The organism is Aminicella lysinilytica (genome assembly GCF_004362975.1).
Lineage (GTDB): Bacteria > Bacillota > Clostridia > Peptostreptococcales > Anaerovoracaceae > Aminicella > Aminicella lysinilytica.
In genome coordinates this window covers 1-12,756 of sequence record NZ_SNXO01000023.1, presented here as the reverse complement: position 1 = coordinate 12,756, position 12,756 = coordinate 1, and the positions used below count along the sequence as shown (strand labels likewise).

The 12,756-nt window shown below is 49.1% G+C and carries 10 protein-coding genes; 1 reads left to right on the top strand and 9 read right to left on the bottom strand.

Annotated elements, in window-relative coordinates:
* Positions 1-55: 55 nt before the first annotated feature.
* From EV211_RS06905 to EV211_RS06870, 9 genes are all read right to left on the bottom strand, one after another.
* Positions 56-493 (bottom strand): hypothetical protein, encoded by a 438-nt coding sequence (locus EV211_RS06905; RefSeq protein WP_133528697.1) that lies wholly within the window; start codon positions 491-493, stop codon positions 56-58.
* A gap of 110 nt (positions 494-603) precedes the next feature.
* On the bottom strand, positions 604-750 hold the full coding sequence (locus tag EV211_RS10720; RefSeq protein ID WP_166635397.1) for a hypothetical protein: 147 nt from the start codon (positions 748-750) through the stop codon (positions 604-606).
* 224 nt (positions 751-974) lie between these two features.
* Positions 975-2,513, bottom strand: a complete 1,539-nt coding sequence (lysS, locus tag EV211_RS06900; protein ID WP_133528696.1) for a lysine--tRNA ligase — start codon at positions 2,511-2,513, stop codon at positions 975-977.
* Positions 2,514-2,525: 12 nt separating this feature from the next.
* Positions 2,526-3,011: a transcription elongation factor GreA gene (gene greA / locus EV211_RS06895; protein WP_133528695.1), complete on the bottom strand. Its 486-nt coding sequence runs from the start codon at positions 3,009-3,011 to the stop codon at positions 2,526-2,528.
* Positions 3,012-3,158: 147 nt separating this feature from the next.
* The gene (locus EV211_RS06890; RefSeq protein WP_133528694.1) at positions 3,159-4,247 is read right to left on the bottom strand and encodes an alanine racemase; all 1,089 of its coding nucleotides are present in this window, start codon (positions 4,245-4,247) and stop codon (positions 3,159-3,161) included.
* A gap of 3 nt (positions 4,248-4,250) precedes the next feature.
* Positions 4,251-7,802, bottom strand: coding sequence for an AMP-dependent synthetase/ligase (locus EV211_RS06885; protein WP_133528693.1), 3,552 nt, complete (start codon positions 7,800-7,802; stop codon positions 4,251-4,253).
* Positions 7,803-8,355: 553 nt separating this feature from the next.
* Positions 8,356-9,141, bottom strand: a complete 786-nt coding sequence (locus tag EV211_RS06880; protein ID WP_133528692.1) for a hypothetical protein — start codon at positions 9,139-9,141, stop codon at positions 8,356-8,358.
* A 15-nt stretch (positions 9,142-9,156) separates the two neighbouring features.
* Positions 9,157-9,984 (bottom strand): peptidoglycan editing factor PgeF, encoded by an 828-nt coding sequence (gene pgeF / locus EV211_RS06875; protein ID WP_133528691.1) that lies wholly within the window; start codon positions 9,982-9,984, stop codon positions 9,157-9,159.
* 195 nt (positions 9,985-10,179) lie between these two features.
* Positions 10,180-10,392: a hypothetical protein gene (locus EV211_RS06870; RefSeq protein WP_133528690.1), complete on the bottom strand. Its 213-nt coding sequence runs from the start codon at positions 10,390-10,392 to the stop codon at positions 10,180-10,182.
* 197 nt (positions 10,393-10,589) lie between these two features.
* On the opposite strand from EV211_RS06870, the gene EV211_RS06865 reads away from it, so the two are divergent.
* Complete coding sequence (locus EV211_RS06865) at positions 10,590-12,656, top strand: sigma-54 interaction domain-containing protein (RefSeq protein WP_166635396.1); 2,067 nt, start codon at positions 10,590-10,592, stop codon at positions 12,654-12,656.
* The last annotated feature ends 100 nt before the right edge of the window (positions 12,657-12,756 follow it).

Sequence of the window (12,756 nt, the reverse complement as noted above, 5' to 3'; positions counted from 1 at the left end):
ATATCAGATCCCATTATGGATGAGATGTGACAGGAGGTCTTCATGAATGCAATTTCTAGTTGAGAAGCAACCTTCTTTCCATAGTTTCTTTTTCCTTCTTGAATGCCTCCCTAAGTGTGATCTCAGTCAGAAACATATCCACATCATCTGAATCAAGCAGCCCGTTCATGAAATCACCGTAAGCACCGTCATATACTTCCGCGCATGCGTCCACCAGTTTCATTTCCCTGGCTGTATCTGTCCACCCTGACTTTCCTAAGATGCCCTGCAGCATTTCGAATGCCGTCTCGTTTCTCTCATTTGATGACAACGTATCAAGCGCATCGACATATACAAGTGCCTTCTCAAATTCCAGATCCTCGCTTTCTACGCACATAGCAAAATCTTCTGCTACATGCTCTGCTATCCCGAGAAGCACAGGGCAGACTCCATCTCCATCTTCTCTTTCAACGCCTGTCACTATTACCCTCATTGTATCTTCTGTTGTTTTCATTCCTCTACCATACCTTTCTTTTGTTATTAAATTACGAATGCCCCGCGGATCCCGCGAGGCAATGTAATTATATGTGTATGGTATTCTATTGTCGTATTTCCGGTAGATGTTTAGCTGAACAGTTTCAGTATCAGATCATCCACGGCGTCTGTGTAGCTGCCTTCTTTAATGAGGCTGTTCCTCAGCTCGACGAGGCTGTACAGTATCAGCTGACTCTCGGCGTCTGTCACGTTCATCTTTATTTTCTTCTCCAGCATCGTCCTCACCTCCAGATCTTTGTATGCGGAGTATTTATTACTACTTAAATTCTATTCACCTTCAGCTATAATTGCAAATGTGCGATTTTTTCCACTAAAAAACCCGGAGTCTCTGTGTTTGCAAAGGTTCCGGGTGTTTTTTTGTCAAAAGTAACACTTTAGTAACAAAAGTAACACTTTTTGATTGCCATAGCGTAGTGTTTTCAATGGCTACAGCGTTTTTATCAGTCTAATGGCTTCATCGTCGGAAAGAGCATTACGTCTCTTATAGATGGTGCATCTACAATGAGCATGATGCATCTGTCGATTCCTACTCCCAGTCCGCCTGTTGGTGGAAGTCCCACTTCCAGAGCGTTTACGAAGTCCAGATCCATCGGGTGAGCCTCATCGTCGATACCGGCGTCTAGCTCTGCCTGCTGCTCTGCGAATCTCTCATACTGGTCGATAGGGTCATTCAACTCGGAGAATGCATTAGCGATCTCCCAACCGTTGATGTAGGCCTCGAAACGACGAGTAATACGAGGATCCTCAGGATCTCTCTTTGAGAGAGGCGATACCTCTACCGGATGTCCTACTACGAACACAGGTCCGTCCAGATAGCCCGGCACATCCTCACAGTAAGCTTCGAACATCTCTGCGATCAGCTTGCCACGAGTGAAATCCTTCACCTCATCCTTATCCATACCATACTTGATGCAGGCTTCGCGCGCCTCTTCATCAGTATCTATCTTAGAAAAATCTACGCCTGTGATCTCCTTCACAGCGTCTGCCATATTCAGGCGGCGCCAAGGCGGAGTAACATCGAATTCCTTGCCCTGATAGGTCAGGATAGGCGTTCCGTTCACTGCCATAGCTGCCTTGTAAAGAAGCTGCTCAGTAACATCCATGGTGGATTCCATATTACCATAAGCCATGTAACACTCCATTGAAGTGAACTCAGGATTGTGGTTTCTGTCCATGCCCTCATTACGGAACATTTTGCCCATCTCGTATACTCTGTCCAATCCGCCGACTATACATCTCTTCAGATAAAGTTCGTTGGAAATACGAAGCTTAAGGTCCATGTTCAGCGTATTATGATGAGTCTCGAAAGGTCTGGCGTTAGCGCCTCCGGCAATCGGAGTCAATATAGGCGTATCGACCTCCAGATATCCGTAATCCTCTTCAAGAACTCTCTTCATTTCCTTGATTATACGCGCCCTCTTGTAGAAGGTGTCGCGGACATCCTGATTCATGATCAGGTCAACGTAACGCTGTCTGTAGCGCAGATCCTGATCCTTCAGGCCACTCCACTTGTCAGGAAGCACCTGCAGTGACTTGGAAAGCAGAACCAGCCTGGTGACCCTTATGGAAATCTCGCCATGCTTGGTTTTGAAAACCTTTCCCTCGATGCCGACGATATCGCCGATATCATATGTCTTGAACCACTTGTAATCCTCTTCGCCTATTTCATCCTTGCGGACATAAAGCTGGATCCTTCCCTGCTTATCCTGCAGGTCAGCAAACGCAGCCTTGCCCATTACACGTATAGCCATGAGACGGCCGGCGCATGAAACCTCTTCATCCTCCATAGCCTCGAAATTATCCTTGATGTCTACACTGTGAGCAGTTACATTCCATGTCTCCTGAAGGAACGGATTGCGTCCCGCCTCCTGCAGAGCCTTCAGCTTTTCGCGCCTGATCTGCGCCTGCTCATTCTGATTCTGTTCGTATGCTTCTATATCTTCAGTTTCCGGTGTTATATTACTATTATCTGTACTCATTTATATCTCCCATTATTCAGCTTTGGAAATGCTTTCTATCTTATAGCGCAGGATTTTGTCAGGCACGGTAATCTCGACCTTGTCTCCCTTTTTCTTTCCAAGGAGACTGCGTCCTACAGGTGATGTATTGGAAATCTTCGCAGGATCAGAAAACGGATCCGACTCATTAGAACCCACAATTATGAATTCCTTGGATTTCTTACTGTCCATATCCTTTACCTTGACCTTCAGGCCAACGTTGACTTTATCGCCCTTAACATCCTTTTCGTTAACGATGGTGGCATTTCTCATCATTGTTTCGAGCTTATGGATTCTCTCTTCCAGCTCTGCCTGCTCATTTTTCGCAGCATCATATTCTGCGTTCTCGGAAAGGTCACCATAAGAGATGGCTTCTTTTAGCCTCTCCGAGACCTCTTTTCGTCTAACTGAAACGAGTTCATCTCGTTCGGCTTCAAGCTTGTCATAACCCTCCTGGGTCAGTAGTACTTCATCTGCCATTATTAGTTTATCTCCTTTCGGCATCTGCCATTTGTCGCAGTATTATACTCTACAAATGGGCATTTGTCAATGTTTTTAACATATATAACAAAGGTTAGCCTGTCTGTTGTCTCTTTGCGAGCCATATCTCAGGCAGGCGTTTTCCTATTATACAAAAACTCTTCTTACGTTTCTGCAGTTGGTCACGTATACGATGGATGCGTAGTTGATGGTGAATTCAACGATATCTCCCACCTTATAATCTACCTTGGAATCTGTCACATCCAGTATAGTATGGTCGCTGGAAGCGCCCAGGATCTCAATTCCCGGGTCTCTTGGGAATATTTCTTCTATGCTGCCGAAGTCAACCTTGCCCATACCCAGCAGTACCTTGCGTCTCATACCCTTTTCCGGATATTCAGGCGTATGTCCGAAGGCGTCCACTCCAAGTTCCCCTACAGGAACTGACGGTTTGGTCTTCACTTCGATGACCTCAGCCTTCAGCGTATATACATCCTGGTGCATTGCCGACAGGTCGTATCCATAATACAGGGACAGATCCAGAGCCAGAAGTATTACTTCACCTATGCGAAGGTGGTTGATCCTCTCCGGGATATTTCCGTCCAGCACTCTCATGAAACTGGAAGTGCCGCCGCCTGAAATATATTCAAGTTTTCTGCCTATTTTAGCTTCTATATTCTCTGCTATGGCTACCAGTTCCTCAAGCTTTTCCACTGTCGGAAGCAGCGAGCCGTAGCAGCCTACGTTAGTACCAACGCCTGCCAGCTCCAGATTGTCCATTTCCTTCTCGACTTTAACGGCAACGTCGGCCATCTCGTCTTTGTCCCAGAATCCCTCGCGCAGATCGCCTACGTCAGCCATGAGAATGACCTTATGGATCTTGCCCTGGCGGGCAGCTTCTTTGTTAAGTGCTTCCAGCACTACAAGCTCGCTGTTGAGGGAGTAGTCGGTCAGCCTTACTACGTCTTCCACTTCGGAAAGCATCGGCACCCGCAATAACAGGTACGGCTTGTCCACGCCGAAGGCCCTGGTATCTTCGATCTGCTCCAGACGGGATGATGCTATGCCTTTGCAGCCGCCGTCGGCAAACTGTCTGGCGCACTCCGGTATGCCCGTGGTGCCTTTGATTACTCCGAAAACGTCTATGCCCTGCTCTGCGCACTTGCCAACGACGAATTCGGCGTTTTCTTTCAAATGAGAAAGGTTGATTTCTACTCTTGGATAACGTGTATTCATGGATCAATCCTCCTTATTGGCGTCTATGAACCGCTTGATCTTCTTTCCTGTGGTCTTCTCGAAATCGCTCTGTCTTATGTTGACCTTCTTGATCTTCTTGAACAGAGGAAGTCTGTCGTTTACCTTGTCTATTTCCTCCCAGGTCAGGTCGCGGGCTTCGTCAGCCGTGAACTCTTCGCCGAGGATCTCCTTCAGTTCGTCAGAGTCTAAGGTGACTGTAGCTATGATAGTAGCCTCATTAGCTCCATCTTCGCCTTCATCTCCCCATACCATGCTCTCAGCTATGAACGGTATCTTGGCCAGGTAATTTTCCAGCTCTTCAGGATATACGTTCTTGCCGTTCTTGGTGATTATGACATTCTTCTGGCGGCCTGTGATATAGATGAATCTGTCGGCGTCTATGTAACCCAGGTCTCCTGTATGGAACCAGCCGTCTTTCAGGACTTCGTCCGTAGCTGCCTGATCCTTATAGTAGCCCATCATTACATTGCGTCCCTTCAGGCAGATCTCTCCGATGCCGTCTCCGTCTCTGCTGACTATCTTCACATCCATGCCCGGAAGCAGATGTCCTACTGATTCGTTGCGCATAGCCTTCCTGGTGTCCGGATTCAGGGCTGCCATAGGCGAGCACTCTGTAAGTCCGTAGCCCTGGACTGCCGCGATGCCTATATCATTGAAGAACTGCAGCACGTCAGGATCTATAGCGGCTCCGCCGGAGATTATCATCCGCAGGCGCCCGCCGAAGACCTTCTTGATTTCCTTTGTGAAAGGTCCGACCATGTCTATCTTCGCCAGCCTTGTGACTTTATTCACAGCCATAAGCGTGCCGAGGGTCCTCTCCTTCCCCTGAGCCCTGATAGCCTTCCAGATCTTTTTGTACAGGGCTTCAATTAGCACAGGTACGCCAAGGAACATTGTAGGCCTGACTTCCTTCAGGTTCTTTTCTATGTAGCGCAGGCCCTGGCAATATGCTATGGACGCGCCTTTGTACAGCGGCATCAGGAAGCCGCAGGTGCACTCGTATGTATGATGTATCGGCAAAACCGAGAAGAATATGTCCCACTGGTTTACCTTTAATATAGTCGGCGCGCTCATGAGGTTGTCTGCCAGGTTTGCCTGTGACAGCATCACGCCCTTGGCCACGCCTGTAGTGCCTGAAGTATACAGGAGCACGGCCATTTCGTCGCCGATGATCTCCGCATCCAGGAACTGTCTGTCGCCTCTGGCCATCTGACCATAGCCTTCTTTCACCAGGCTCTTCCAGGTCATTGTGCCTTCCGGATCTCCCGTTCCCGAGAACCCGATCACTGTAGTGATGCTGGTCTTTCCCGAGTTTTTCATTTCCAGGAACATCCCTCTGAAATCGTCGCTGCAGATGACACAGGATACTTCCGCGTCAACGATCAGCTGCTGGATCTCATCAGCACTGAGTTCCTTATCCAGAGGAACTACCACTCCTACGCCGCAGATAGCGGCCAGGTAACTGGTCCCCCACTGATAACAGTTATTGCCCATGATAGCTATGCGCTTGCCGCCCAGGCCCAGGTTCAGCAAAGCTGTTCCCAAAGCGTTTATGTCGTTCATGGCCTGCTTGTATGTAATGTCTTCATAGGGCATGTCTCTCTTGAATTTCTGCCTGAAGGCCACATTGTCAGCGTACAGTTCGGCGCTGGTCTCTATCATGTTCTTGATATCGGTTATAGGCCTGCTGTCTCTATATACCACGTAAGGATCTGTGCTGTCTGCCAGAGCCCTGACCTTCAGCTTGGCCCGTCTGATTTCCCGAGCCTTGATTTCCGAATAATCCAGCTGAGCCTCTGAATTGGTCACAGTCTCAACCTTATTGCCGAAGCGTTTGATCTTGCCTGTAGTGGTCTTGATGAACTCCTCAGTTCTTATGTTTATCCTCTTTACATGTTTGTAAGTAGGAAGTTTCTCATTGATCTTGTCCACCAGATCTCTGTAGAAATGGTAGATGTCGCTGCTGCTCATGTCGCCCTTCTGTTTCTTCAGAAGCTTGTAGTTAGGATAGATGTCAGCAGTTATCATTACGTTGCCGACTCTCTCATCGACTACTCCGTGTACCAGGACTTCCTGGATCAGCTCGCTTTCCTCGAGAACAGCCTCCACCTCTTCAGGGAAGATATTCTTGCCGCCCTTGGTTACGATAACGGTCTTCTTGCGGCCTGTTACGTAAACAAAACCGTCGCTGTCGATGTATCCCAGGTCTCCCGTGTGGAGCCAGCCTTTCTGGATGACCTCGGCTGTAGCCTCAGGGTTCTTGTAATATCCCAGCATGACCGATGGTCCCCGGCAGATTATCTCGCCGACGCCGTCTTCGTCGGAATCTATGATCCTCACGTCTGTCCCCGGCATAGGTTTGCCTGCGGACTCGGCCTTACTGTACCTGTCCTGGTTCACGGCGATAATAGGCGAGTTCTCGCTCATGCCGTAGCCTTGGATCATAGGTATGCCCATAGCCTCGAAGTCTTCTATGACCTTCGGGTCCACAGCCGCGCCACCTGCAACGAAGGCCTTCATTTCGCCTCCGAAGGACTGGTGTATAGCCTTGAACATCCTCCTGATCATGGCCCTGTTATTATACAGCTTCATGCGTCTGGACAGGTCGATGGCGCTGCGCAGCTTCTCAGCCTCGCCGCGGCTCTCAGCCTGCTTCCACATGCCTTTATACATCTTCTCGAATACCAGCGGCACGCCAAGCATTACATTAGCCTTGACCTCCACCATATTCTTCTGTATATATTTGATTCCCTCGCAGATAGCGATGGTCTTCCCCTGGAAAAATGTGGTCCAGATGTCGCAGGTCATCTCGTAAGCGTGATGGACCGGCAGTATGGAAAGAACGATGCCCGGCTCAGGTATCTTGAACATCTTGGACATGTTCTCCACATTGGCCGCTATGTTTCTGTGGGAAAGCATTACGCCCTTGGCAAGGCCAGTGGTGCCCGATGTGAACATTAGCGTTGCCATCTGGTCCGGGTCGATCTCGGCGTCCGTGTATCTGGTGTCGCCGTCAGCCATAAGGCCTATGCCCTCGGTAATGAGCCGGCTCATGGACAAAGCTTCGTCTGTATGCTGCTCCGCGTCTATGGATATGAATCGTTCTATATCAAAACTCTTCGCAAAAAGCGGCTCGATGTTCTTCTTGCTCTTGTCTGAGTATACTAGGGCGCTGGCGCCTGATCTCTGCACAAGGCCAAGCAGCTCATCCTGAGGCAGATTCTTGTCCAAGGGAACGATCACGCCGACTCCTGCCACCACAGCAAAATAGGTCAGTATCCAGTTATAGCTGGTCTCACCTATGACAGCGATGTTCTTGCCCTTAAGTCCCAGGTCTATGAGCCTGGTCCCGAAAGCGTCCATCTCTTCTCTTACTCTGGCGTAAGTGATCGGCACGAACTCGTCCAATTCCTTGTCTTTCACCAAGTATGCGGTCTCGTCCGGGAACATGTCTGTACTCTGGATCAGAATGTCCTTCAGATCCGTAACTTCCCTGACGGGATAGTAAACTCCGTCGTATTTTTTATTGTTCATTTATTTTCTTCTTTCTCTACAGTATATGCAGTCATTTTACCATTTTTGGCGCTCATTATCAACAAAAAGCGGCGATTATGGCAGCATACAGTTTCCAAAGTCTGTAACTGCGACTAGCACAAAATCCGCTGTAATGGCAGCACGCAAGAATTGACCCAATATTTAAGATGATGTGGCGCATTCAAATTTTCAGATGAGGTGTCGCGCAAGAATTGGCTTGATATTTGAGGCACTGTGGCGCGTGACCCGATTTCGCGGAAGCCGCGCGCAAGAATCACTTGAATAATAACAGCAATGTGGCGGGGAGCATTGGTATCAGTCACTTCTGATTAACTCTCCCGCCACATTGATTTAATTTTGTATGGAATTCTTGCGCGTCGGCCTTGTTAAAATCGGCAATCCGCCACACAAGCTTCATTTTGTTCCTGATTCTTGCGCGCAAGACATTGAAATGACGCCTGCGCGCCACACGAGCTACTTTTTTAGGCCGATTCTTGCACGGCCCGCGGCCACCAACTCATGCTTCGTCGGGTTAGGTCTCCCAGTAGACGTGTCAGGCGTTGAACCTCTTGTAAGTACCATGGGTCCGCATGAGCAGCTGCACCTGCACAACCAGCGTCAATACCGCCGCAGCCATAAAGAATATGACAGCGCCCAGCAGTCCGCCCTTAATAAGATCGGCACCTACATCCACGCTACCAGTAGAATTAAAATCAGAAATAACAGAAGTCAGCCCCGTGACCACCAGAACAGCCAGCGCCACGGCCACGAGAACCTTTGCCAGAAGGAACATTTCCCACGTCCGGTGACATTTTCCCTTATAAGCGATGTCACCCGATGCCTCAGCCACAGCCCCGCAGCCGAACATCAGCGAACGGATAGCCAGTATCGAAATTACTGCCATGGCTACGATAACTATGGCTACAGCCAACAGCGTCATGCCGAGAAGACCATTCATAATAGAAGTATTTCCAGTCAGATTGCTGGAGCTGGCAGAAGCCAGTGCACTTCCCGCCATGACCATGACCACCACAACCAGCGCTACAGCCACCAGAATGTTGGCTATATACAGATTACGTGCCTGCTTGAAATAGGTTGAAACCCTCTTCAGCTTGGAAAGGCCAACTATTATCAGAATCAGCGCTGCCAGAGCCAGCACACCCGAAGCCATAGACAAGACACTCATCCCCGATGAATCCGAATCCACAGACGACAGTGCTTTGCCCAATTCCTTGGAAATGTTGCCTATAGAGCCGCTACCCAAGAGGGAAGCAATCATCTGCAATATAAAACCCGTAAAGACCAGTTTCAGGCCTCTCAGATCATAGTTAACATCCATATCCATCCTCCATTATCACTTCAGTAACATGGCCGCAGCCATAGTGCCCCGCTTGCCATGCTGGCCGCGGTGAGAGAAAAACATATCCGTGTTTTCCTTAGTACAAAGCCCCATGCAGAGTATATTCTCCGGCCTGACGCCGGCACCCTGCAGAATATATTCGTTTATAGCCCACAGATCTATGTAAGTCTTGACGCCCTTCTCGTAGGCAAACTTCCCGTAAGCTGCATCAGCCGCAGAAAACATCCCGGCAACGTCCCGGTCCACCTCGAAACAGTCCTGACAGAGCGACGGCCCTATACCGCAGACCAGATCCGCCGGATTACAGCCAAAGTCAGCCTGCATTTTGTTCACCATGACTTTCCCTATGCGGTGGAGCGTGCCCTTCCATCCGGAGTGGGCCAGTCCGATGACGTGCTTCACAGGGTCATAGAAATACAAGGCGTTGCAGTCGGCGTGAGTCGTTACGAGAGCTATGCCCCGGCAGTCTGTGACCAGACCGTCAACGTCAGTATAATCACGCGGGCGGGTAGCGCCTTTGCCCCGGTCATCCTCAGTCACCCTGCGTATGTTGGTGGTGTGAGTCTGCTGAGTCCAGACCATGTCTCCTTGGCTGATGCCCATGACATCAGCAAGAACGCCGCAGTTATATTCCCTAGCCTCAGGCCCGTCTTCCTCTGAAAACCCCAGATCCCAGGACTCGCGGCAGCCGGTGCTTATGCCACCGTGGCGGGTGGTGAACAGATGCCTGAGTTCCGGGAACGCATCTAACCTCTTAAAAGTCAGATACTGAACTTCGCCCTTAATATGTAGTTTATATGTATCAGTTTCTTTTTCAATCATAGTAGATATGATACTATGATGGCCAGCGGATTTCAAGTGCGGGGGCGGAATTATGCAAATATGGTCTGATAGTCCAACTAATCAAAAGCAACAAAAAAGCCCCTGGGTAATGGGGCCTCCTTGCTGTAGTGTAATTTATTCTTTACTTTATCTTATTGTGGGTAGTTAGGATTATTAAAGGCTGTCGTTGTTATCTTAAGCGAATTTACCGTTGTAGCCGTTCATGAGCTCTCTGATCTCGGCTTTATCTGTAGTAACGCCCAGTTCTGAGCTGTACATCAGCAGTACATCGCTGAATAACCTGTTTCTTTCACCGTCGCTGATAGTAGATCCGATCTTATTGTTGATCAACTGTTCCAGTTTAGCGGTAAGCAATTTTCTTGTACTTTCTTTCATCATCTTCTTCATTTTGTTTACCTCCTTTATGTAAATCAATGAGTTTCTTTTTTGTGTCTATATTAATAGCAAGAGGCGTGCCAACTTAAGAATCACGGTTTTTCAACAATTTTACAAGAATATTGAATCGATTTTGTATATTTTACATAATTATTGAATTGATTTCGATTCAGCTGCATGGTAAAATATCTACAATGGAGGATGGAAGTATGGATGATAATTACGGACTGTCAAGAGTAATAGAGCCTGCAGGCTCAGTACCCGTTATCGCCTGGAAGCTAGATAACCGCCGGGATATAGGCCCCAGCGAAGCCCGAGTCGCCCTGGAAAAACTCCTCATCGAGAAGGGCGCCTTCCAGCAGATCTGCAATCAATGCAGCTACGATGAGTCGAAAATGAAAGCCCAGATCATGGACATCGTCCACAAGCGGGGTAAATTTCACAACCCCTTTACGGACAGCTCCGGCGTGGCCTTCGGCACCATTGAGGAAATGGGCGAGGTTTTTCGGCGGGATCACCCCGAACTCAACATAGGAGATAAATATCTCTGCAACGAGACTATGACGGCCCTGCCAATGTATCTCGATCAGATCGTAAGCATCGACTTCAACTATAACCAGCTGGATGTGGAAGGCTACGGCATAATCTTCGGCAGCACCAGCTCGTATATTTTCGAGTCCTATTTCGATGTGCGCTATGTACTCATGGCCAATGAAGAAGCCGGCGGTCTCCAGCGGACTACCGCTCTTGCCAAAGAAAACTCCACCATCGCCATCATCGGCAAAGATGTATCCACTGCCATGCTCTACTGTATGGCGGCCAGAATGAACGCTACCGACTGCCAGCTCATAGTTATACTTGATAATGAGCACATGCTTGGGATCTCCGAAGAAGCCCTGGAAAACGTCTTCCGTGACCAGGCAGACAAACTCATATTCCTGGACATCGGCAATCCCGCCGGCAGTTTCCTCGCAAGGCAGGAGCTGTGGAACTGCGCAGACGTTGTCATCAACAGCGAGGACAAAACAGGAGCTGAGCCTCTGAGTGCTTTTTTGTGCAGGGACGGCGGCTGCTTATACTTCACCCGCATGCGCAGCAATTACACTACGGCCATACTCGTAGCCGAGAGCATGCATAAATATGTGAACACCATAGGCATGGACCAGTATTTCGGCAGTTATAATGATTACTCCCGGGATCTACTGGTTTATTCCAAACCCAAACTTGACGAGATCGACGTCCTTTATAAGAACACCGACTACGTTCACAACCTGAGCCCGGCTGCAGCCGGAACTCTATCCATGCATAAGGCCATGCAGGTGGACGACTATATATACGCCAGCCATGTGACCGACGCTATGGTGGATAATGTTCTGAATATATCCAAATACGACTGCAACGTCATAATTCAGGGAGAGACCGGCGTAGGAAAAGAAAAGATACTGGAACTCATTCATAAGAACTGCAGCAGGAATGAAAAGCCCTGCGTCAAGGTCAACTGCGCGACCATTCAGGAGACTCTGGCCGAATCGGAATTCTTCGGCTATGAGGCCGGCGCCTTCACAGGGGCCCAGTCCGGCGGCAAGATAGGCTACTTCGAACTGGCCAATAACGGCATCCTTTTCCTGGACGAAATCGGTAGCCTGTCCCTTAATATGCAGAGTAAACTTCTTCGCGTCCTTCAGGAAAACCAGTTCTACAGAGTCGGCGGCACAGAGCAGATCACCGTCAACGTCCGCGTCATCTGCGCCAACAACGTATCCCTGCAGAAAATGGTCGAGGAAGGTCGCTTCCGCGAGGACCTTTATTACAGACTCAACATATGCCAGATCAATGTCCCGCCACTGCGCGACAGGAAGGACGACATCGATGTGCTGGCTAGGCACTTTCTGTCCCATTATAACAAAAAGTACGGCATGATGAAGGAGATCAGCGGTGACGGTTACGCTGCCCTCCACGGTTACAACTGGCCGGGCAATGTCAGGGAACTGGAGAATATAGTCCACCGTCTGATCATCAACAGCCGCGGCAATATGATTTCCGGTCTGGATGTAGACTCCGTTCTGAATCAGAACGTTTACGACAATAATATTCTGGACGCTAAGAGCGCCCTGAAGCGGGAGGGCCATGTTAAATTCGATGATATCATTGAAGAACAGGAGAAGCAGCTCATATCCTGCGCTCTGGAAAGTGAAGGTACTACCCGCAAGGCAGCCGATGCCCTCGGCATCCCTCAGGCCAAACTCATGAGGAAGAAACAGAAATACGGCCTGTAAAGCACCAAATCGAGTAGGGGCTAGCAAGTAGCCCCTCTCACACCACCGTACATGCCGTTCGGCATACGGCGGTTCAATTCATATAATAATCTAAACAACT

Excerpts from the sequence above, each read along its gene's own strand:
- EV211_RS10720 (WP_166635397.1), bottom strand. The coding sequence starts at position 750 with ATGCTGGAGAAGAAAATAAAGATGAACGTGACAGACGCCGAGAGTCAG.
- EV211_RS06880 (WP_133528692.1), bottom strand. The coding sequence starts at position 9,141 with ATGGATGTTAACTATGATCTGAGAGGCCTGAAACTGGTCTTTACGGGT.
- EV211_RS06885 (WP_133528693.1), bottom strand. The coding sequence starts at position 7,802 with ATGAACAATAAAAAATACGACGGAGTTTACTATCCCGTCAGGGAAGTT.
- EV211_RS06865 (WP_166635396.1), top strand. The coding sequence starts at position 10,590 with ATGGATGATAATTACGGACTGTCAAGAGTAATAGAGCCTGCAGGCTCA.
- lysS (WP_133528696.1), bottom strand. The coding sequence starts at position 2,513 with ATGAGTACAGATAATAGTAATATAACACCGGAAACTGAAGATATAGAA.
- EV211_RS06905 (WP_133528697.1), bottom strand. The coding sequence starts at position 493 with ATGAAAACAACAGAAGATACAATGAGGGTAATAGTGACAGGCGTTGAA.
- pgeF (WP_133528691.1), bottom strand. The coding sequence starts at position 9,984 with ATGATTGAAAAAGAAACTGATACATATAAACTACATATTAAGGGCGAA.
- greA (WP_133528695.1), bottom strand. The coding sequence starts at position 3,011 with ATGGCAGATGAAGTACTACTGACCCAGGAGGGTTATGACAAGCTTGAA.
- EV211_RS06890 (WP_133528694.1), bottom strand. The coding sequence starts at position 4,247 with ATGAATACACGTTATCCAAGAGTAGAAATCAACCTTTCTCATTTGAAA.
- EV211_RS06870 (WP_133528690.1), bottom strand. The coding sequence starts at position 10,392 with ATGAAGAAGATGATGAAAGAAAGTACAAGAAAATTGCTTACCGCTAAA.